Below are 22004 nucleotides of genomic sequence, written 5' to 3'. Positions count from 1 at the left end.
CGTGGTCCTTCTTTTTTACTGGGTCTGACAGGCGGCGAGAGCGCGCAGAATTTTTGACAGGTGAGGACGGATTTGGGCGGCAAGATCGTCCCGGTAGGTCCAGGGTGCCTGCTCGTTCATATAGGCGCGCTGGGCGATTTCCATCTGGAGGGCATGAACACCCTGCTCCGGCACGCCGTAGTGCCGGGTGGTCCAGCCGCCCTTGAAGCGGCCATTCAGGACGTGATCGAAGCCGGCCGCATTGCTGCAGATCGCGAGCACCGCCTGTTCTATTTCAGCCGCGCAGGTTGTTGCATTATTGGTGCCGATATTGAAAATCGGAAGCAACCCGTCAAACAGAAACGGAATTTCCGAGCGGATCGAATGACAATCATAGAGGATTGCGTAGCCGTGCACCGCCCTGACGCGCTCGATTTCCACTGCCAGGGCATCATGATAAGGCTTGTGGAATTGAATGCAGCGCTGCCCGATCTCATCAGCGGACGGCTCTTGACCCCCGCGCCAGATCGGCCTGCCGTCAAAATCAGTCAGCGGGCAAAGGCCAGTTGTGTTCTGGCCGGGATAGAGTGACACGCCTTCGGGATCGCGATTGGCATCAATCACATAGCGATGAAATGTCGCTGTGACAGTGGTCACATCCGGCAGCAGGCCATCATAGAGCTGGCTGATATGCCAGTCCGTATCGTCCAGTCCCTGACCAGGATCATTGAGACGCTTGAAAATTTCCGCCGGGACAAATGTTCCGCCATGGGGCAGACCCAGTATGACCGGGCTGTCGCCGCTCTGCACCGTGACCGGACTCATACTGCCAGCTCCGGCAGGTCGATGCCTGATGCGTTGAGGATATCGCTTGAGGACACCAGACCACGGGCTGCCTCCAGATCGGGTGCCAGATAACGATCGGCCCTGATGGTGGCAACCTTATTGCGCAGACAGCGCAGAACGGACTGCAGCGGCACGCTGGTTTGCAGTGGTGCGCGGAATTCGATGCCCTGGGCAGCACACAGCAATTCCACGCCAAGAATATAATTGAGGTTGACGGTCATGCGCAGCAGGCGGCGGGCGCCATGGGCGGCCATCGACACATGATCTTCCTGATTGGCGCTGGTTGGTGTGCTGTCGGTGACACAGGGATTGGCCTGATGTTTGTTTTCACTCATCAGAGCCGCCGTCGTCACTTCGGCAATCATCAGTCCTGAATTCAAACCCGGGTCCGGGGTCAGAAACGGCGGCAGGTCGTGATTGAGCGCCGGATCGACCATCAAGGCGATGCGGCGTTGGGCAATGGCGCCGATTTCCGCGATCGCCAGTGCAATCATATCCGCAGCAAAGCCGACCGGCTCGGCATGAAAATTGCCGCCGGAGACAATGATGTTGGCCTCTGTCAGCACCAGCGGATTATCCGTGGCGGCGTTGGCTTCGATTTGCAGTGTTGTAGCGGCCTGACGCAACACATCCATCGCCGCACCGGTGACCTGGGGCTGACAACGAATACAATAAGGGTCCTGAACCCTGGAATCGCCGTCTATATGGCTTTGCCGGATAATCGAGCCGTCGAGCAAGGTTCGGATCGCCGCTGCCGCCTCGATCTGTCCGCGATGGCCGCGCAGGGTATGAATTTCAGGTTGGGTCGGAGCGGTCGATCCCATAATGGCGTCGGTCGACATCGCCGATGTCAAGAGGGAATTCTGCGCAGCGCGCCAGGCTTCAAACAGGCCGGCCAGCGCAAAGGCAGTGGAAAACTGGGTGCCATTGATGAAGGCAAGGCCTTCTTTGGGCCCCAGAATGACCGGAGCCAGACCGGCGCGGCGCATCGCTTCCGCTCCGGAAAGTGTTTCGCCGTCAAATTCTGCTTCACCTTCGCCGATGAGTACAGCGGTCATATGCGCCAAAGGAGCCAGATCGCCGGAAGCGCCGACCGAGCCTTGCGCCGGGATGATTGGGGTCACGCCCCTCGCCAGCATGTTTTCAAGCAGTTCAACAAGCTCCCATCTGACGCCGGACGCGCCGCGCCCGAAGGAGAGCAGTTTCAGCGCCATCATCAGCCGCACCATGTGCCGCGCAATCGGCTCGCCGACACCGCAGCAATGGCTGAGAATCAGGTTGCGCTGCAGGGTGGCGGCATCCTTTGGCGCGATCTTTATGCTGGCGAGCTTGCCGAAACCGGTATTGACGCCATAAACCGGTGCGTCTCCGCTCGCGGCTATTGCAATGCGCTCGGATGCCTCAATCACAGCGTCGCGGCAGCCGCGATCCAGCCTCACATTGGCCGAGGTCCAGTAAATCTCGCCTAATTGTGCCAGAGAAACCGAGCCCGGCAGCAAAGTCATGTGCGTCAAGTTTCGCCTCCGAAGATACGTTTTTCCAGTGGGTTAAATCCGATGCGGTAGGACAGTTCTGCCGGGTGCTGCGCGTTCCAGATGGCAAGATCAGCGCGTTTGCCAGCCGCGATGACCCCGCTGTCGCTGACGCCAAGCGCCAGAGCGGCGTTGCGGGTGGTACCGGCCAGTGCCTCTTCCGGTGTCAGCCGGAACAGGGTGCAGGCCATGTTCATCGCCAGCAGAAGCGATGAAAGCGGCGACGAGCCGGGATTGCAATCCGTCGCAACAGCCATCGGAACGCCGTGATTTCGCAACAGCGCAATCGGTGGCATGCGGGTTTCACGAAGTGTGTAATAGGCTCCCGGCAGAATGACAGCCGCCGTTTTGGACGCTGCAAGTGCGCGGACGCCTGCCTCATCGAGGTATTCAATATGATCAGCAGAAAGCGCCCCGTAAGATGCCGCTAATTTGGCACCGCCCAGATTTGACAATTGTTCGGCATGAAGCTTGACCGGCAGGCCCAGTTCCACAGCGACATCAAACACACGGGCGATCTGGTCCGGCAGAAACGCGATTTTCTCGCAGAACCCATCAACCGCATCGACCAGGCCTTCCGCTTGGGCCGCGCGCAGGGCTGGGATGCAGACAGTGTCGATGTAGGCGTCGGCCTTGCCGCTGTATTCCGGCGGAACAGCATGCGCGCCAAGAAACGAGGTTTTTACCCGGACCGGCCGGATCTCGGCGATACGCCGCGCGGCACGCAGCATTTTCAGTTCCGTCTCCTGATCGAGACCATAGCCGGATTTGACTTCGATCAGGCTGACGCCCTCCGCAATCATCGCATCGACACGGCCAAGAGCATCGTCAAGCATCTCATCTTCGCTGGCAGCTCTCGTTGCCTTGACGGTTGAGACAATTCCGCCGCCGGCCTTGGCGATGTCCTCATAAGAGGCGCCCTGCAGCCGCATTTCAAATTCCTGCGCCCGATTCCCGCCCGAAACCACATGGGTGTGGCAATCGATCAGCGCCGGTGTGACAAGCCGATTGCCAAGATCACGGGATTTCAGGTGGCGATAGTCGGGCGGCATGTCTGCGCTTTTCCCGACCCAGCCGATCAGGCCGTTCTCAATAACCATCGAGGCTTCCACCAGCTCCCCGTAGGGTGCAGGATTTGCCCGATCCATGGTTGCCACATTACGGCATGTCAGAATGTAAGGTTGCTCGGCCATATTCGCTCAAATTTTGATTGCCAGATACAATCCTAATCGCTTAAGAGTATTATGTCTATACATAGAGGAATGCCGATGAAGATTTTTTCAAATCGCGCCTGGCTGCCCTCCGGCTGGCGGGAAAATGTGCGCGTTTCACTCGATCAGGGTGTTGTGGCCGGAATTGAAGACAATGCAACTGCCGGTGCTGCTGACATCCGGGTCGACACATTGCTTCCGGCGCTGTCCAATCTGCACAGCCACAGCTTTCAGCGGGCCATGGCTGGAATGACAGAGTTCCGCGCGGCAGGACAGGACAGTTTCTGGACCTGGCGGACGCTGATGTACCGGTTTCTCGATCATCTGACGCCCGACCATATGGAGGCAATCGCAGCCCTTGTCTTTATGGAAATGCAAGAGGCCGGATATGCCTCGGTTGGTGAGTTCCACTATGTCCACCACCAGCAGGGTGGCCATCCCTATGATGATCGCGCCGAGCTTTCAACGCGCATTCTTGCGGCCGCTGCGCAGACCGGCATCGGTCTCACTCACCTGCCTGTGCTCTATAGCTATGGCGGCGCCAACAAAGCTGAACTGAGCGGCGGGCAGCTCCGGTTTGGAAATTCCGTGGAAGATTTTTCTGAGCTTCTGGGCGCTGTTGAAGCAGCAATGACAGCAATGCCGAGCGATACCAGACTGGGCATTGCACCCCATTCTCTGCGCGCCACTGCGCCGGATGATCTGGCGGAAGTCGTTTCCCGCCACGGCAACGGACCGATCCATATTCACATTGCAGAACAGCCCAGGGAAGTCAGCGATATTGTGGACTGGCTCGGAGAACGGCCGGTGCAATGGCTGTTGAAACACCAGGACGTCAAGCCGAACTGGTGCCTCATTCATGCTACCCATATGACGCAGACAGAAACCGCCAGTCTGGCGAAGTCCGGCGCGGTCGTTGGGCTCTGCCCGATCACCGAGGCCAATCTGGGGGATGGCCCGTTTAACGGACCGGCCTATCTGGGCGCCGCTGGTGCGTTCGGTCTTGGGTCGGATTCAAATATCCGCATTTCGCTGACAGAAGAACTGCGGACTCTGGAATATTCTCAGCGGCTGCGGGATCTTTGCCGCAATGTCATGGTCAATGGCGCAGGCTCTGTCGGCAAAACCCTGTATCTGGGGGCAGCTGCCGGCGGCGCGCAGGCCCTCAACCGCAAGGCGGGCAAGCTTGAAATCGGCTGTCTTGGCGATCTGGTCGCAATCGACAGCACACATCCGCAATTATGCGCGTTGCATGGCGATCAGTTGTTTGACGGATTATGCTTTGCGGCCGATGATCGCGTTGTCTCAGATGTCTGGTCTGCCGGGTGCCATATGGTCAAGGACGGCAGACATATTCAGAGAGACAGGATCACAGCGAATTACTGTCGCGCGATCCGGGATCTGACAAACGCCCTCAATGCCTGAGGCCGAGCGCAACATGCAGCGCAAGCGTGGTCTCCGGCCCGGTTGGTTGCGGCAATTCCGTCGGATTCAGAATTCCGCTTCCGGCAAACAACGTCTCTTGCCCGTTAAGGTCGAGGCTGCCGGACAGACAATAAACAGCGCAGAGAATGCCTGTCTCTCCGCCAATAAAATCCAGCGTATCGATCGGACCCACCTGCACTCTGGCAACCAGTTTTTCAGCCTCGTAAATCAGATTGAAATTTTGTACCGGCCCGTCACGCAGCACGCCTTCGACCGGGACATCGCCTGAGAAACCCACAGGAATGTTCAGATCGGCAGGACGCGCCCCATCCGGCAGATTCAGAGTCATACCCGCGCCGGATACCACCGTCAGAATGCGGTGCAATCCGGGGAACCCGGAAAACGGCCCGTCTTTTTCAACACCGGCAATGCTGAGCCGCCAGAAAGGATCGCCGGGGCAGGATTTTGCAATTTGCCGGGTGACGCCGCCAGCGTTTTTCCAGGGTGTGACAGGAATTGAATCGAAATGAAACCTGTGGTTTATCACGGTCGAACTGACTCTTGGCGGATTCTGGTAAATGATGGTTTCAGCATTGCTGGAACATGTATATACTTATTAAATGAATTCTGAGATCAAAATCAAACCGGACACCGAACCAAAGAAAGCCCAGTCCCTGCACCTGCGTATCCTGAACGAGGTTCAGGAAAACATCGTGTCGGGCAAGTGGCCGCCGGGTTTTCGCATTCCCTTTGAAACCGATATGGCCCTTGAGTATGGCTGTTCGCGGATGACCGTGAACAAGGTTCTGACACAACTCACCAAATCCGGTCTGCTGGTCAGAAACAGAAAATCAGGCACCTTCGTCAAAGCACCGCAATCCCTGTCGGCAGCGTTGCAGATTACCAATATCCGGACCGAGGTCGAGGATGCCGGCAAACACTATTCCTATCAGCTCCAGCACGACGTCATCAGGGATCAGAAAGCAGAGGATTATAACCGGCTTGGGTCTGGTCCGGTCAGAAAAATCCGCGAGATAGCATGTCTACATTACGCCGATGAAGTGCCGTTTTGCTTTGAAGAGCGGATCATCAACTTGAATGCGGTCCCGGAAATTCAGCACGTCAGCTTTGAACAGCATCCGCCCGGCAACTGGCTGCTGCAAAAAGTGCCCTGGAATACGGCCGAACACCAGATTACCGCCTGCTCCGCCTCGCGAGAGATGGCCAACGCACTGCGCATCACTGAAGGCGATGCCTGCCTGGTGATGGAGCGAACCACCCAGAACGAAAAAGGCTATGTGACCTGGGCCAGACTGTCCTATCCCGGCGATCAGCACCGGTTATTTGCAACGTTCACGCCAAAAAGCTGACCCTGATGCCCGAGCATTTTTATCAATGTCGAGCCATTGACCAGCCCTAATTGTTCGGGTCAATCAGGTCAAAGAAATCGGTAAACATATTGGCACCGCTGACTGGTTTTGAACCGGCCAGGGCGGTGACGTAAAAGCCGATGGCAGACGACACCGGATTGTGCCGGTCCGCGCCGCTTCGAAGGTTCATGACCAGCGTCGGTGACATTGCCAGTGCCGAGCGGATTGTGGACTGCCAATTGCCCGGCAGCATGTTGTGCTGCTGAAGATGCTTTAAAAATGGCTGCCAGAAGAACATTGCCTTTGCTTTCAGAAGCTTCTGCCGGATCGGGCTGAGCGCCCAATCCGTCTCGATCGACAGAACACCGCCTGCATATTCGGCACGAGCATGAAAAATTGTGGCGGCATCCTGAGGATCATAGAGCCAGAACGGGTGGGCAAATATATTGTGAAAGGTGGCCTTTGCTTCGGCCAGCAGCGAAGGAACGTGCTCGCCGGCAAAAGCAGGATCAAAATAGGACAGTCTGGGCTGTGCCGCTGTTGTTTCAAACCAGACATTTGCATTATGGGCGTCGCCATGGGCAACAATTCCTCCGGCGCCGGTCAGATTGTCAGGATGGAGGTTTTTCAGGGCGTCGTTGAAAATGTCTCCAATTGACACTTTCATCGGCTGGCCGTTGAGCACCAATTGTGCGGTGGATAATTCATCCCAGGACAGCTCTGCGCCCGGAAATGTGAATCTGTGGCCAATATAGAAGCTTTTATAGCGGCCGCCGGGCACCGCTCCTGTCGCCGGATCAATCAGACGTTCGTAAAACAGCCGGTGAATCGGTTCATTGCGGACCTGTTGTCTGGTAACCGGATGCAACGTCTTGACCGCAACTGCTGTGATTTTTTCGTTGAGCCCGCGTTCCGCTTCCACTGCCAGTGCTTCAAGCGCGTCATCAGCTGTCTCATCGAGGGCACGCAGGACATCAGAAAAGCGCTGGTCTTCGCGTTTGCGATAGACCAGAATCTGCTCGCCCGGCTGGACCGATTTCAAAACCGGCAGATCAACCGGCAGATCGGCCTTTGCGATGAGGTCGGCACGGTAATATTCACCGCTCATGTCCTCTTCACCCTCCTCCTGATGAAATTTGAAGAAGAACTCCTCTGCGCCGATCCGGAAGAAGCCATTTAAAGAATTCAGCGAATAGCGATCATAATTGATGGCAGGGTCCGATATCTTGATCGAAAAAATTTCCTGCAGGAAAGCCGTCAGTTCGGCCAGTGCCGCGGCCTCATTCGACTTGGCAAGACTGCGGATGCGAGCTGTGCGCGACATGGTACCGACAGGCGGGTGGTCAGACATGATTGATCTCGATCAGGGTTTTGATTGCCGCCGACTGGCCGGAGGCAATGCTCTGATAGCTCTGCAAAGTCTGATCCAGGGTGATCTTCTGACCGATCACAGCTTCAAATTTTTCCGGTTTGGACTGCAGCAGATCGACAGCTTGGCGCAATTCATCGAAAAAGGCATGACAGCCCAAAACCGTGATTTCCCGCTCGACCAGCATAACCGGATCGAATGTGAGATCGCCGGAGCCAATGCCGACAAGGCCAATGCTGCAGCCGGTGAGCGATTGAATGAGGGAAGAGATCACGCCGACATTGCCGGTGGTATCCAGGACATAACGCAGCGGTTGTCCGGCCGGGTTGTCAAATTGCCTCAGGCTCGACAGATCGACCGGCGTCGCGCCGGACAGTTTGGCGGTATGTGAGACGCGGGCGGCGTTCACATCACAAATCAGCAGCGGCCGGGGCGACAGGCAGTTGGCTGCGATAGCTGCCAAAGCTCCAATCGGGCCGCAACCGATAATCAGCAAAGGTTCATCATCCGGCAGCGCCAGGCGCTTCAGCGCGTGAAGCGCAACCGCCAGTGGTTCCGCCAGCGCGACGATATCGAGGCGTGCATCGGCAGCACATTTGAGGAGCAATTTTGCCGGCAGCGTCGAGAATTCGGCGAAACCACCATCAATCGCCTCGCCGACAAAGCCGAGATTTTCACATAAATGCGTCTTCCCCGAACAACAATTGACGCATTTTCCGCAATAAAACCGGGAATCCACAACAATTTTGTCACCAATGCTGAATTTGCTGATATTTTTGCCGATTGCATCCACCCATCCCGAAAATTCATGTCCGGCAATCGAGGGTCTCCGGGTAATCCACTGCCCGGTTTTGAAATTGTGAATATCCGATCCGCAAATTCCGGCATAAGCAACCCGGACCCGCACTTCATCAGGTCCCGGATCGGGTGCCATGGCGACAGTTTCGCATCTCAGATCGAGCGGATCATAGAGCCTGACTGCTTTCATCTCAGTTGGCACCGAGATATTTGTCCCGCATTGGCGAAACAGCATTTTCGTGGGAGGAGAAGCCTTCATAGCGGGCCAGGACCCGCGCGTGTTTCGCCATTTCCGCATAGGCCGGTCTGGTGACATAGCCAATTGAGGAGCATTTGACGAAATCATGTACCGATAACGGACCGTAAGTGCGCGCGCCCTGGCTGGTGGGAAGCACCGCATTGGGACCAAGTGCAAAATTGCCGATACAGACCGGCGTGTGCGGCCCCATCAGAATTTCAGCAGCTTCCGTGATGTGGCCAAGATGCTCGAACGGCGCGGTCGATAACAGTTCAAGATGCTCCGGCGCATAATCATTGATGAACTGATAGCTTTCCTCCAGCGATGCGGTCAGCAGGATGCCGCCGCTGGAACCGCCAAGAACCGCTTTTGAAAAGGCAACGCGCTGCTCGCTCATCTGCGCCCAGTGCTCGGGCAATGCAGCCAGCGCTTCCTCGGCAACCCGTCGCGAATGGGTCACCAGATAGGCGGAACTGTCCGGCCCGTGTTCCGCTTCAATCAGCAGATCGAGCGCGGCCAGACCGCCATGAACGCTGTCATCAGCAAAGATGATCGCCTCGGAGGGTCCGGCCGGCAGGCCCGGATCGATGACGTCCGATAGCCGCCTTTTTGCAGCCACGACCCAAGGGCTGCCGGGACCGACAATCTTCAGCGCGGGCTTGATAGTCTGAGTGCCAAATGCTGCAGCAGCCACAGCCTGCGCACCACCGCATTTATAAACCGTGCCGACGCCTGCAAGCCGGGCGGCCACCAGGGTCGCAGCGTCAACCGAACCATCGGGCGTTGGCGGCGTGAAAATTGCCAGCTCCGGCACTTCTGCAACCACGCCGGGAACCGCCGTCATCATGGTAACGGATGGAAATGCGCCTTTGCCGCGCGGCACGTAAAGCGCCACCGAGCGGATTGGCGTATAGCGGTCTCCGGCAAAAGCCCCCGGACGAATTTCCTTCATCCACATTGCAGCAGGTTTTTGTTCCTCATGGAATGACCGAATATTGGCAATTCCGTATGTGATGGCTTCAATAACTTCGGCGTCGACGCTGTCAAAGGCTGCATCGAACTCGGCTTCGCTGACCTTCAATGTGGCTTCCGTAAGCGGCTTTGCACCGTCAAAATCCTGTCCGAACCGCACCAATGCAGCATCACCCTCGTTTTTGACGGCTGCAATGATGGGGTCGACCTTTTCCATGAAGCCAGACAGGTCCGCTTCTGACCGTTTCATCAGAGCGGCATAGGCGTTGGCGCTCAAATCCCTGGTTTCGTAGAACGATGCTGATGACATGACTTGTTGGCCTTCCTCGACTGCGTCCTACAGGACGGCTTATTTTGACTTCAGGAATATTTCCAGGCCAACCAGCTTATCCAGCGCGGCAATGGCAAGCGTCGCCACCACGATGAACACCACCGAAACGGCAGCCAGATCGGGGGTGATGATGGATCGGATCGAATTGTAAATCTGCACCGGCAAGGTCACGATCCGGGCGTCGACGAGCAGCAGGCTGACCAGAAATTCATTCAGCGAGAGGATGAACATCAGCAGCGAGCCGGTGATGACACCTGGCGTGACAGCTGGCAGGGTGACGGAAAAGAAAGTCTGGACCGGGCCAGCACCGCAGCTTTCGGCGGCCAGTTCCAGATCAGGATCAAGACTGGCGGCGCTGGAAGACACCGCCCAGATCATGAACGGCAGATTGATGACTGCCATGGCAATTCCGACCGGCCACAGATTGCCAAGAATGCCGGCATCGCCAAAGGCTAGCATCAGGCCGATACCCGATCCGATCAACGGGATGGTAAAGGGCAGCAGCAAATATGTCTGGATCAGATTGCCGCCTCTGATAGCGTATTTTGCCAAGGCAATTCCGGCGAGTGTGCCCGTAGGCAAGGACACGGCTACACAGATAAACGCAACCCAGAGTGAGCGCAGAAAGGCGTCTCTGAGGTCTGGTTCACCGATAATTTTACCATACCATTTCAGTGAAAAGCCATTTGGCGGAAACTGAATGATGTTGCCTGATGTGAACGACGCACCTAGCACGACAAATGTCGGCGCAGACAGGGTCACCAGGGTCAATATGACGAGACACCAGAAAACGACGGACTGAGAGCGGGCGCGGTTCATTTGCCGTGCCCCCCCAAGGCCAGAGTGCCGGCTCCAAAGACGCCAAATATCAATCCGACCAGCATCGACCCCAATGCAATCAGCAGAAGCGCCAGAGTTGATCCGTACCCTTGGTCGGAGGTGCGGAAAAACTGGTCGTAAATCGCATTGGCAATAAAATCCTGCGAACCGCCGCCCAGGATGGCCGGCATGGCAAAATCCGTCAGCGACAGGGTCAACACCACAATGCCGGCGCCAATCAGACCGGGCTTTGCCATCGGGATCACCACATGGCTCATGGTCCGGACCCAGTTTGCGCCCAGAGAACCGGCAGCAGCTTCAATCTCCTCAGGGATGGCCGTCATGGCCGGAGCCAGCATCAGGACGGCAAAAGGAAGCATGTACTGGACAAGACCGAACAGCACAGCGGGATAGTTGAACAGCAGACGCAGCGGCTCCACGCCCACAAGCCCCAGCATGTCATTGACGATGCCCTGATTGCCCAGAATGATGAGCCAGCCGTAAGCGCGCACAACCTGGCCGATGAAAAACGGCAGGAACAGCGCTATCAGCAGGAATTTGCGCAGCGCCGAATTGTTGGTGCGAACCATCATATAGGCATAGGGAAAGGCCAGGCACAGCGTAACGATGGTCACAATCACAGCGCCGAGAAGGCTGCGCCACAATACGGTAAACATGAAAGGTTCGGAGAACGCCCGAATGTAATTCTGAATGGTCCAATAGTCGGAAAACTGAAACGTCGTCCGGTCCAGCGTGCGCAGTGAGGAATCGGCGATATAGAGCAGCCCGACCACTAGAGTGCCGACCAGCAGAATGGCAGGCATCAGCATCAGATACGGGGTGTATTTTCCACCGCCTTTCGGCCAGAGGGCCGCGAAGGCCGCTTCCAGCAGATCCATGATCCGCCAAGCGGCTGGGTATGAAGATTTGCTGCGTCGCATTGCCGCTTTCCGAGTGGGTTTCAGGGTCCGCCGGGCGAAATTGTGCCGCCCGGCGGCGGGGTTCAGAGCGAAGCTGGTCAGCCCTGCATGATCTGCTTGAACTTGGAGAACCACTCACTTTCATTTTCGACCTGGACCTTGCCGGAAATGCGAATAAGCTTCTCAAAATCCTCAGGCTTGGTCGGATAGGCCGGATCACCGGCCATTCCTGGCGGAGGCGTAAGACCTGGCACCACACCGGGCAGGCCCAGACCGTCGAGCCAGACCTGCTGAGCTTCTTTGGTCAGCGCCATGTTGATATATTCGCGTGCCCAATACAGATCACCCTCGGAATGGCCTTTCGGAATCCAGAGGCCGTCAGTATCGAATTTGCTGCCCTCTTCCGGTACCGTCCATGCGATATCGACACCGTTTTTCCTGGCACCGAGCGCGTTCGTGGAAATCGTGCACGCAGCATCGATTTCACCGTTCTGGAACCAGGTCACGAAGTCAGGATCCTCGCCCAGCAGCGGATTTTGCTCCTTCATTTTGGTAATGAAATCCCAGGCCGGGCCCATATTGTCGGGAATACCGTCCAGCGTGCCACCGCCGGCGATTTGTGCCGGGAAATGGAATCCGATGCCATCATTGTAGAACGCTATGCGACCCTTGAATTTCGGATCGAGCAGATCGTGATAGGATTTGGGCGGGCCATCGGGGAAGGCAGAGGGGCGGTATGCCAGAACATAGACATAACCATAGGTATTAACGATGGGGTATCCCTCTACACCAACGGGTTTGGCAAGGTCTGTGGTGCCTTTGATGTTAGGAAGATCGGATAGATCCTCACAAACACCGCGCAAAGCGGATTTGGTGGCGTTGGTCGTGGTATCCCAGTTGATATGGATCGGTGGTGTCCGTCCCTGGGCGACTGCGGCCCAGACTTTCGGCTGAATCTCATTATCTTCGGTCAGATCATGCTTGACGCGAATTCCGGTTTTTGCGGTAAACGGGTCGGAGACACCAGCCTTGAGTGCTTCCACCCAGGGGCCGCCCCAGGCACGGACGATAAGTTCGGCTGGCTTGTCATGCTCCGCCGCTCGCAGAATGGAAGGTGTGCTGAGCGTGAACGCGCCGGCAGCACCCACTGCCGCTGACGTTTTCAAGAGATCTCGTCTGTTCATCGTCTTGTCTATGGTCATGATAGACTCCCTGTTTGCGGTTATGGCCCAACTTATGTCGGACCGGTTTGGTCCGCGACAAATACATGAAGGTCGCGGGTTGCCCACCCAATGTGGACTGTGACTCCCAACTCGTGAGTTGCAAAGTCGTTTTGATCGTGATGAAAAATCCGCACCGGCTGACTGCCCAGTTCCGGAACGAAAACCTCGTAGAGCAGACGTTCGCCTTCGAAAATGACATCGGCAATGGTGCCCTTCAAAACCGTATCAAGCTCATCAGGGCCGTATTGCTGCGCGGAAATTCGGATCTGCTCGGCCCGGACCGCACAGCAAACCCTTATTCCCGGAACCATCTTTTCAGCTTGCCCGCGCACCACGCCGGACAGATCAATGCCAGCTGATTCAAGTCTGGCTATATCGTCGTCGACCGACGTCACCCTGCCCTCAAATACATTCGTAACGCCAATGAAATTGGCGACGAAGGGATTACCGGGATTGCGGTACATCTGCCTGGGAGATGCGTCCTGCTGAATTTCTCCCTCATCCATGACAATCACCTGGTCGGACACGACAAGGGCCTCACGCTGATCGTGAGTGACATTGATGGTTGTCACTCCCAGCTCTTTCTGGATGCGGCGGAATTCCAGTTGCATTTCCTCGCGCAGCTTTCTGTCAAGCGCGGCAAGCGGCTCATCCAGCAACAACAGATCGGGCTCGAACACCAACGCGCGGGCAATGGCGACGCGCTGCTGCTGCCCACCGGACAATTCGTTGATACGCCGGTTTTCAAAACCTGAAAGCCGAACCAGATTAAGGTAATCCGATACTCTGTCGGGAATTTTGCGCGCATCAAATCGGCGCATTTTCAGTGGAAACGCCACATTTTGTGCGGCGGTCATATGCGGAAACAGCGCCAGTCTCTGAAACACCATGCCAACCGAACGCTTGTTAGGGGCGACCGCATTGACTGCTTTTCCGTTGATGAATATCTCACCTCTGGTCGGTTTGAGAAACCCGGCAATCATCCGCAGCAAGGTCGTTTTCCCTGAACCTGATGGGCCGAGGATTGTCAGAAAGCGACCATTCTCCAATTCAAAACTAACATCCTTGACAGCTTGAAAATCACCAAATTGCATCGTAACATCGGATGCTGAAACAGCCGGTATAGAGTTTGTCTTCACTATCTGAGCCTTGTCGACTGTTTCAGTTTTCCAGCCATTGTTTCATCCAGCAGAGTGTTATGTCTATACATAGGAAACTCGGCTCGCTAAAATGTCAAGCCGCGAGTGCGCATTCGATTTAAATCCCCGCTCCAACCTGATCACGCGATGGGATGGCCTCATTGCTTTGATCAAAACCTTCAGATCGACGCCAGATAGCCCCCGTCAATGCCAAGGCACTGACCGGTCACATAGCTCGACGCATCGCTTGCCAGAAATACAATTGCGCCCTGCAGATCATCCGCCTTGCCGAAAGCACCCAGGGGAATTTTTTTCAGCATAGCCTGTTGCCAGTCCTGATCCTGATAAAAAACATCGGTCAGGTCCGTTCTGAAATAACCCGGGGCGATGGCATTGACGCGAATCCAGTTTTGCGCCCACTCCGCTGACAGCGCACGCGTCATTCCCAGCAAGCCGGATTTTGATGATCCGTAAGGCACAGCCGTGGGCACGCCGACATAGGATGTCAAAGAGCAGACATTGATGATGGCACCGCCGCGGCCGGAGCCGACCATGCTTTTTGCTGCGGCCTGAGCGCAGAAAAAAGCCCCCTTCAGATTGGTCCCGGTAATTCTGTCCCAAAGCGCTTCCGACACCTCCAGAGAGGGGCAGACTTCTTCATAGCCGGCATTGTTGACGAGGATATCAAGCCCAGCATATTTTTGGTCAATTGCGGCAAAACGTTCGGCGATGGAAGACACATCCTGTACGTCCAGTTCCAGGGGATGAGCCGTACCGCCAGCCTTGGAAATCTGAGTCCTCGTGTCTTCAAGAGCGTCAAGGTTTCTTGAGGTGACAATCAGGTTGGCACCAGCTTCCGCCAATCCAATCGCCATTGCCCGGCCTAATCCCCGGCTGGCACCGGTCACCAGAGCAGTTTTCCCGGACAGATCAAACAGTGACAGCGCCATTGAGAAAACCTCCTTGTCAAATAATCTTTATGTCTATTCATATCGCTCGCGCATACGCAATAGATTTGCAGATTCGCAGGCCCGAATGAATCAGTTGGATAAGATCCTCCGCCTGGCGCTCAAAGGTCTGTATCCGTAGAGATTTGGATAGTGTGATGAATCCAGCCCTCAGCTTCGCGGTGTACCCGGCATGCCCCTGCCCGGCAGAGTGCGCTTTTGTGCGGCTATCCTGAACTGCGCATTGGCAGCGCCATAGCCCTTATAATCGCTTCTGCGTTCGACGATTTCGAAGAAGAATCCCGCGCGGTAATTGGGGCTGTAAAGCTGGAAATATTCGCCGCCGTCATCGCGGTCATAGAGGATGTTCTGGTTCCGCAGGGATTGCAGCATAGCGTCATCAAGGGCAAATCTGGCTGCCAGATCATCATAGTAATTGGCCGAAATCTGCAGCGGCCGGAATCCAGAGGATTGCAGCAATTTGGCAGTTGAAAAAATATCTTCGCAGGCAAAGGCCAGATGCTGCACGGCAGATCCGAACTGCTCTGCCAGAAAATCATTCTCGAAAATCTCAATCCCATCAAAACCTGCTGAGGCAATGGCAGCGAGTTTCTCGGTCAGATCGCCGGAGATTGAGACTGTCGCAATTGCGGTTTTCATGATTGCCGTCCGATCTGATCGCCGTTGGCGGCATTTGCTGCCAGATCCCGCCGCATCCAGGCACTGTCGAGCGGCGCTCCGGCAAATAATTTCCAGGCGTCGACAGCCTGGTTGAAAAACAATTCATAACCGGAGATGATTTCCAGCCCAGCCGCAGCGGAATCGCTCAGAAACCGGGTCTCGACCGGTGTATAGACAGCATCGAATGCCCAGGACCCACCACGCAACAGGCCAGCCGGCAGCGGCGTTCCCTCATAACCGACCATGCCGACAGGGGTGCAATTGATAAAACCATCAGCCCCTCGCGCGCTGATTGCCGCATCCTGTGATACGGTAATGCGGCAATCTGCAGCTGCCGCCTGAAGATCGGCGGCCAGATACGTTGCCTTGCCGATATCCTGATCGAGCAGACATATTTCTTCAGCGCCCAGGCTCAGCAGGCCAAAGCTTACGGCCCGGCCCACACCGCCGGTGCCGACAAGGATAACCTTGCCGGGAGTGCGGCTTTCTCTGACCGAGCGATAGGCGGCGATAAACCCGGAATGGTCGGTATTGTAGCCGCGCGGCGTGCCCGGCCCGAACAGAACCGTGTTCACCGCGCCAATCGAAGCCACGATTGGATCGGGGATTTCGACATGGCGCACGACGCGCTCCTTATAAGGATAGGTCACATTGATGCCGTGAAAGCCGGAGCTGGCGCAATGCGCAAACAGAGTGTCGAAATCCATTTCCATCCGGCTGGGAACCAGCCGGTCGTAAGTGACATCAAGTCCGCACTGAACGCCGGCCAGTCGATGAAATCCCGGAGCCTGCGACGCGGCGATATTATCGCCGATAAGGCCGAGCCTGAGATGTCTTGGGAAGGTGCTGTTATCCGGCATAGCCAAAGACCCGCGGTAACCACAATATGATATCAGGAAACAGGATCAACAGCAGCAGGGCAAACACCAGAACGCCAAGAAACGGCCATATCTCGCCAATAATCTGACGCAATGAAATTCCGGTCACAGCATTGATGACGAACAGCAAGATGCCGTAGGGCGGGGTCACCAGGCCGATCATGGTGTTGACCACCGCGACCACGCCGAAATGGATCAGATCAATCCCCAATTCGCGGCTTGCCGGCAGGAACAGCGGCAGAATGACCAGTATGATCGTCGTTGCGTCCAGCACGCATCCAAGCACCAGCAGCAGCAGATTGACGGATAACAGAAACACCAGCGGGTGGACATCAAGACCGACCAGGTTTTTGGCCAGTACATTGGGAATATTCTCCGAAACAACGACATAATTGAGGATCAGCGCGCCACCAATCAGCAGGCCGACCGCTGCAGATGAGCGCGCCGAGCTTACCAGAATCTGGTAAAGTGCTCGGAAGCTGAGGGCCCGGTAAAACAGGGCAGACAGCAACAACGCGTAAGCGGCGGCAACGGCCGCGGCCTCCGTCGGTGTCGTCACGCCGCCATAGATGCCGTACAGAAGAATGGCGGGCATCAGCAGAGCCGGAAAGGCGTTGGCGGTATGACGCGGCAATTCTTTCAGCGGTACCGGGTCTTCAAGGGCGAAGCCGCGCTTCACCGACAGGTAGTAATTCAGCCCCATCAGTACGGCTCCAATGACAAGGCCCGGCATGATGCCACCTAGAAACAAATAACCAATCGAGGAATTTGAGACCAATGCGTAGAGCACCATCGGGATGGAGGGCGGAATGATCGGACCGATGGTGGCCGAGGCGGCGGTGATGGCGGCGGCGTATCCCGGCGGGTAACGGTTGTCCCGCGTCATCATTTCCACAATGATTTTGCCAATGCCGGCGGCATCGGCGACCGCAGATCCCGACATGCCGGAGAAAATCAGTGATGCCACCACATTGACATGGCCAAGGCCACCTCGAAACCGTCCGACGGCGGCGACACAGAAATTCAGCAAACGCTCGGAAATGGTGCCGGCATTCATGATATTGGCGGCCACTATAAACAGCGGCACCGCCAGCAGTACAAAACTTTCATAGAGCCCCTGCAATATCTGTTCACCGGCCAGACCAATGTCCTGCCCGGCCGCCGCCAGATAGAAGATCGCGGCCACGAGTATCGAAAAACCGATCGGTGTGCCGATTGACGCCAGCAGGAACAGGGTCAGCAGACACAGCGCAAATTCCACACTCATTGCTCTGCGGCCTCGCGCTCAGCGCGGTCTTCGGGCGCGCCATGGCGGAAAATTGTCACAAACCTGACGCTGTAGGCGACGATCACGGCAATCAGAAACACCGCATAAATGCTGAACACCGTACGCAACGGAATTTTCAGCAGCGGGCTTTTCTTGATTTTCAGAAAATCAATATAGTCCCAGCTCGGGAGCAGAGAGACGGCAAGCCCGACGGCGATGGCTGCCGCCGAAATCAGAGCCAGAATCCGGCGTGGACCGGGCGGTACTGACAGATAGAGTATGTCAAACGCCACATGATCCTTGTCGCGCACGACAAATGCATTGCCCCAGAACACGATCCAGACCCACAAGGTCAGGCATAATTCCAGTGTCCAGCCAATCGGATTGACCAGCACGTATCGGGAAAACACCTGCAGAACGAAAGTGAGAAACATGGCGGCAAGCATTGCCGCCGCCACGCCCTCAGCTGCTGTGTTCATCCAGCGGAATGCGGACCGCATAGAGGATCGCCTTCCGGGCCGTGCTGATTACAGCGCGTTGATCTTTTCCAGGACACCTTCCGGCCATGTCTCTGCAAATTCCGATTCCAGATACATGCCCTGAACCCGGCTGCGGAACGCATCCAGATCAGGCTCATAGATATCCAGACCCTGTTCCTTCAGGAAAGACACCAGATCTTCCTCTTTCTTCAACTGCGCCTGGCGGCCGGATTCTGCAGCCGCATCCGCGGCCGCCTGCAGCGTCGTCTGCTGTTCAGGTGTCAGACTGTCAAACACCTTCTTCGACATGGCAATGTAGTTCAAATCCACCAGATGACTGGTCAGAATGATCTGTTTCGTAACTTCATAGAATTTGGCATCGACCACTGTTGGCAATGGATTGTCCTGGCCATCGACAGCACCGGTCTGAAGCGCTGTATAGACTTCGGTAAACGCCATTGGCGTCGGGTTTGCGCCCAGCGCCTTGCCGAGGAACTGCCAGGCATCGCTGCCGGGCATACGCAAATTCACACCGGCAAGATCATCCGGCGTCATGACTTTCTTGTCGGTCCTCAGATTGACGTGACGGCGTCCAAGATACATCACACTTAACAATTTGACGCCGAGTTCGTCCTCAACCTTCTTTTTGAACGGGTCCATCAGCGGATCGTTGAAGACGGCGACCTGATGCGCCGCATCACGGTGCACATAGCCGGCGGTAAAGATCGAGAATTCAGGAAAGAACACGGCCAGTTCCTGGGCCGAGGCGATCGACATTTCCAGATTGTCGCGGGCAATGGCTTCCAGCTCGGTGCCCTGCTTGAAAAGCGATGCGTTCCAATGCGGCTCCAACGTCGCGAATTCGGAAATTGCAGGTGCAAACACATTCATCAGCGCAACAGCACGCTGATCTGTGTCAGACGATGGCGATGACAGACGCAGCGTGACCTTTTCAGCAGAAAAAGCTGTCTGTCCGGCGATTGCGGCAAACAGTCCGGCAGCCATTGATGCGCCCATAAGCGCACGGCGGGTGAGACGTGATTTCATTGAGATTTCCTCCCGGAAAATTTTGTTATCAGAAAAAATGAAGCAATAACTCGGCTCGACTTTTACATACTCCTCTTTTTCGTTCCACCTATACTCCATAAATCATAGGACATTAATGGATATACCGGCAAGAAATGCTCATACCGCAAAACCTGCTGTCTCGGCATGTTTCACACCATTCGAAATGTGCGTTTTCAGAATTGTCACCGCTGTTCTGGCATCGCGGGCAAGAGCTGCCTCGAGGAGAGCCCTGTGCTCGCTGGCGGCAATTTCACCCCTGAAGGTCAGGGTCTGCATCTGATAGCGCAGATATTTGTCAAAGATAGTGTTATGACTTTGCAGCAATTGTCGAGAGCCACAGCCCTCGATCAGCCGGTGATGAAACTCCGAGTCGCTGCGTTTCCACTCCTCGCGCACGGACTCATCCCCTGCCGCCATGCGTTTTTCCAACGCCTGAAGCTTATGATGTGCGGCGACGACACGGACCTCCCAATCCAGATCCCCGGCTTCGAATGACTTCGCAAGTGCATGACTTTCAAGCAGAATACGCAGTTCAGCAATTTCATTCAAATCAGTGGGTGAAACGTTGGTGACTTCAAAACCGCGCTGACCTTCCGCAGTGACAAAGCCTTCTGACGTCAGCCGGCTGAGGATTTCACGTAGCGTCGTGACGCTGGCATCATAGCGCTTGCGCAACGCTTCCAGCCGCAAACGCTGGCCCGGAGTCAATTTGCCGAAAATGATGTCCTGGCGGATCGCCCGGTAGACCTGATCTCCGACAGAGTCGCGCTCTGTTGCTCTGCTCATCACCACTCCGATTCGAAAGCACCTTGACGGCGCTCAAATTTATAGGACAAATACTATTTTATAGGATATTTTTGAGAAATCCACTGAATCCTGCCGGATTGTGGGTTTTGGACTGTCAAACCATCGTACCGGACCCAATGGAGTTTAGCTGTGCCTCTGATTTTCATCCTCAACGGACCAAACCTCAACCTGCTGGGCAAACGCCAGCCTGATATATACGGCCACGAAACCCTGGCCGATGTGGAGCTCGCCTGCAGCCGTCTTGCGAAGACGCTGAATGTCGATATCCGGTTTCATCAATCCAATCGCGAATATGAACTGATTGACTGGATTCATGAGGCACGCGAGAGCGGCGCAGCCATCATCATCAATGCCGCCGCGTTCACACATACCAGCCTTGCCATACTTGATGCGCTGAAGGCGTTTGAGGGGCCGGTCATGGAAGTGCATATTTCGAATGTGCACCAGCGCGAAGCGTTCCGCCACCATTCCTATGTGGCCCTGCGTGCCGATGGCGTCATTGCCGGAATGGGTACTGAAGGCTATCAGCTGGCGCTGCGCCGCGCCGTCAGCCTGATCGATAACAACACACCAGGGTGATGACGAAAGTCGCAAGCCTTGCGGTGGCGGGGGCCGGTCTTATCGGGCAACGTCACATCGCCGCTATTCTGGCAAATGACACCACAGAGCTGGCTGCGATTGTCGATCCGTCGGAGCCGGCACAACGTCTCGCCAAGGATCTTGATGTGTCCTGGTATCCGGGTCTGGATGCGCTGTTTCAGGCCAGCAAGGTTGACGGCGTGGTGATCTCAACGCCGAACCAGCTTCATGTCGAAAACGGGCTTCAATGTGTCGCTGCTGGGGTCCCTGCCCTGATTGAAAAACCACTGGCTGTAAATCTGGCTGGCGCTACTGCACTGGTGGAGGCAGCTGAAGCCTCCGGTATAGCATTGCTGGTGGGCCATCACCGGCGTCACAATCCGCTCATAGCTTCTGCAAAAGCGCATCTGCAAGCCGGTACCATCGGTGAAATCGTTTCGGTTCATGGCATGTTCTGGTTGATGAAGCCGGACGATTATTTCGAGGTGGAATGGCGCCGCACGGCGGGAGCCGGCCCGGTCTATCTCAATCTCATTCACGATATTGACCTGCTGCGCCATCTGGTCGGCGAGATCGTCATTGTCCACGCCATGACTTCCAACCGGATACGCGGCCATGCGGTTGAGGATACTTGCGCCATCATGCTGAAATTCGCCAATGGTGCTCTGGGCACGGTGAATGTATCCGATACCATCGTCGCGCCCTGGAGCTGGGAATTAAGTGCCGGGGAAAACCCGGCCTACCCGAATGCCCGGCAACATTGCTATCTCATCGGTGGAACCCGCGGATCGCTTGAATTGCCGGCGGCAAAGCTGTGGCAGAACCCCGGCGAACGCAGCTGGTGGGAACCGATTTCGGCCACGGTTTTTCCGGTCGCCAACGAAGATCCACTGCTGCGGCAAATCCGCCAGTTCGCCAAAGTGATCACCGACAGCGAGCCACCCCTTGTCCCGGCCAGAGAAGGTCTGAAAACGCTGCAAGTTGTTGACGCCATCATGCGCTCGGCTGAAACATCACAAACGGTTCATATCCGAGACGGGGCCGTTTTAGTCAAACCCACTTGAACTCGCCGCCTCTGGCGTTCTGCGGTTCCTGGATTTCGCATCGCCGTCCGCTGTGGTCTGGC

The 22004-nt window shown here is 56.0% G+C and carries 21 protein-coding genes and 1 pseudogene; 4 read left to right on the top strand and 18 right to left on the bottom strand.

From position 1 onward, the window contains the following. Positions 1-15 precede the first annotated feature (15 nt). Genes hutG through hutI form a run of 3 tightly spaced genes read right to left on the bottom strand, consistent with a single transcriptional unit; the run spans position 16 to position 3550 of the window. Entirely contained in the window at positions 16-804 is a 789-nt protein-coding gene (gene hutG / locus RAL88_RS20990; protein ID WP_306266152.1) for an N-formylglutamate deformylase, read from the bottom strand. Then, positions 801-2330: a histidine ammonia-lyase gene (gene hutH, locus RAL88_RS20985; RefSeq protein ID WP_306269782.1), complete on the bottom strand. Its 1530-nt coding sequence runs from the start codon at positions 2328-2330 to the stop codon at positions 801-803. Before hutH ends, hutG begins: the two co-directional genes overlap by 4 nt. A 5-nt stretch (positions 2331-2335) precedes the next feature. Continuing rightward, a complete protein-coding gene (hutI, locus tag RAL88_RS20980; RefSeq protein WP_371932126.1) occupies positions 2336-3550 on the bottom strand; it encodes an imidazolonepropionase in 1215 nt (404 codons plus the stop codon). Positions 3551-3625: 75 nt separating this feature from the next. On the opposite strand from hutI, the gene RAL88_RS20975 reads away from it, so the two are divergent. Further along, positions 3626-4993 (top strand): formimidoylglutamate deiminase, encoded by a 1368-nt coding sequence (locus RAL88_RS20975; RefSeq protein WP_306266151.1) that lies wholly within the window; start codon positions 3626-3628, stop codon positions 4991-4993. On the opposite strand, the gene RAL88_RS20970 is transcribed toward RAL88_RS20975, so the two are convergent. Next, positions 4983-5540, bottom strand: a complete 558-nt coding sequence (locus RAL88_RS20970) for a HutD family protein (RefSeq protein ID WP_306266150.1) — start codon at positions 5538-5540, stop codon at positions 4983-4985. The genes RAL88_RS20975 and RAL88_RS20970 overlap by 11 nt on opposite strands. A gap of 73 nt (positions 5541-5613) precedes the next feature. On the opposite strand from RAL88_RS20970, the gene hutC reads away from it, so the two are divergent. Then, positions 5614-6363, top strand: coding sequence for a histidine utilization repressor (hutC, locus tag RAL88_RS20965; protein ID WP_306266149.1), 750 nt, complete (start codon positions 5614-5616; stop codon positions 6361-6363). A gap of 46 nt (positions 6364-6409) precedes the next feature. Here hutC and RAL88_RS20960 read toward each other — a convergent pair whose 3' ends face one another. From RAL88_RS20960 to RAL88_RS20895, 14 genes and pseudogenes are all read right to left on the bottom strand, one after another. Next, the gene (locus tag RAL88_RS20960) at positions 6410-7714 is read right to left on the bottom strand and encodes a hypothetical protein (protein WP_371932125.1); all 1305 of its coding nucleotides are present in this window, start codon (positions 7712-7714) and stop codon (positions 6410-6412) included. Continuing rightward, a complete protein-coding gene (locus tag RAL88_RS20955; RefSeq protein WP_306266148.1) occupies positions 7707-8720 on the bottom strand; it encodes a zinc-binding dehydrogenase in 1014 nt (337 codons plus the stop codon). The genes RAL88_RS20960 and RAL88_RS20955 overlap by 8 nt, the downstream gene beginning before the upstream one ends. Before the next feature lies 1 nt (position 8721). Further along, positions 8722-10050 (bottom strand): histidinol dehydrogenase, encoded by a 1329-nt coding sequence (gene hisD / locus RAL88_RS20950; RefSeq protein ID WP_306266147.1) that lies wholly within the window; start codon positions 10048-10050, stop codon positions 8722-8724. Between the two features lie 39 nt (positions 10051-10089). Beyond that, a complete protein-coding gene (locus RAL88_RS20945) occupies positions 10090-10890 on the bottom strand; it encodes an ABC transporter permease (RefSeq protein ID WP_306266146.1) in 801 nt (266 codons plus the stop codon). Next, positions 10887-11831, bottom strand: coding sequence for an ABC transporter permease (locus tag RAL88_RS20940; protein WP_306266145.1), 945 nt, complete (start codon positions 11829-11831; stop codon positions 10887-10889). Before RAL88_RS20940 ends, RAL88_RS20945 begins: the two co-directional genes overlap by 4 nt. A 77-nt stretch (positions 11832-11908) precedes the next feature. Continuing rightward, on the bottom strand, positions 11909-13012 hold the full coding sequence (locus RAL88_RS20935; RefSeq protein ID WP_306266144.1) for a PotD/PotF family extracellular solute-binding protein: 1104 nt from the start codon (positions 13010-13012) through the stop codon (positions 11909-11911). 32 nt (positions 13013-13044) lie between these two features. Beyond that, a complete protein-coding gene (locus RAL88_RS20930) occupies positions 13045-14127 on the bottom strand; it encodes an ABC transporter ATP-binding protein (RefSeq protein WP_306266143.1) in 1083 nt (360 codons plus the stop codon). Positions 14128-14351: 224 nt separating this feature from the next. Beyond that, positions 14352-15122 carry an SDR family NAD(P)-dependent oxidoreductase gene (locus RAL88_RS20925; protein ID WP_306266142.1) on the bottom strand — a complete coding sequence of 257 codons (771 nt, stop codon included), beginning with the start codon at positions 15120-15122 and terminating at the stop codon, positions 14352-14354. A 168-nt stretch (positions 15123-15290) separates the two neighbouring features. Then, positions 15291-15707 (bottom strand): annotated as a pseudogene (locus RAL88_RS20920) (3-keto-5-aminohexanoate cleavage protein); the annotation flags it as partial. A gap of 68 nt (positions 15708-15775) precedes the next feature. Beyond that, positions 15776-16660, bottom strand: coding sequence for a shikimate dehydrogenase (locus RAL88_RS20915; RefSeq protein ID WP_306266141.1), 885 nt, complete (start codon positions 16658-16660; stop codon positions 15776-15778). Beyond that, positions 16650-17945 carry a TRAP transporter large permease gene (locus RAL88_RS20910; protein ID WP_306266140.1) on the bottom strand — a complete coding sequence of 432 codons (1296 nt, stop codon included), beginning with the start codon at positions 17943-17945 and terminating at the stop codon, positions 16650-16652. Before RAL88_RS20910 ends, RAL88_RS20915 begins: the two co-directional genes overlap by 11 nt. Further along, positions 17942-18445 carry a TRAP transporter small permease gene (locus RAL88_RS20905; RefSeq protein ID WP_306266139.1) on the bottom strand — a complete coding sequence of 168 codons (504 nt, stop codon included), beginning with the start codon at positions 18443-18445 and terminating at the stop codon, positions 17942-17944. The genes RAL88_RS20910 and RAL88_RS20905 overlap by 4 nt, the downstream gene beginning before the upstream one ends. Before the next feature lie 27 nt (positions 18446-18472). Further along, the gene (locus RAL88_RS20900; protein WP_306266138.1) at positions 18473-19471 is read right to left on the bottom strand and encodes a sialic acid TRAP transporter substrate-binding protein SiaP; all 999 of its coding nucleotides are present in this window, start codon (positions 19469-19471) and stop codon (positions 18473-18475) included. A 138-nt stretch (positions 19472-19609) separates the two neighbouring features. Beyond that, the gene (locus RAL88_RS20895) at positions 19610-20278 is read right to left on the bottom strand and encodes a GntR family transcriptional regulator (RefSeq protein ID WP_306266137.1); all 669 of its coding nucleotides are present in this window, start codon (positions 20276-20278) and stop codon (positions 19610-19612) included. Positions 20279-20428: 150 nt separating this feature from the next. On the opposite strand from RAL88_RS20895, the gene aroQ reads away from it, so the two are divergent. Both aroQ and RAL88_RS20885 read left to right on the top strand, forming a co-directional pair. Beyond that, positions 20429-20878, top strand: coding sequence for a type II 3-dehydroquinate dehydratase (gene aroQ, locus RAL88_RS20890; protein WP_306266136.1), 450 nt, complete (start codon positions 20429-20431; stop codon positions 20876-20878). Then, on the top strand, positions 20878-21942 hold the full coding sequence (locus tag RAL88_RS20885) for a Gfo/Idh/MocA family protein (protein WP_306266135.1): 1065 nt from the start codon (positions 20878-20880) through the stop codon (positions 21940-21942). Before aroQ ends, RAL88_RS20885 begins: the two co-directional genes overlap by 1 nt. Positions 21943-22004: the final 62 nt, after the last annotated feature.

It is taken from the genome of Pararhizobium sp. IMCC3301 (genome assembly GCF_030758315.1).
Lineage (GTDB): Bacteria > Pseudomonadota > Alphaproteobacteria > Rhizobiales.
Note: the sequence above shows the minus strand (reverse complement) of the source record. Positions and strands in the feature narration are given on the sequence as shown.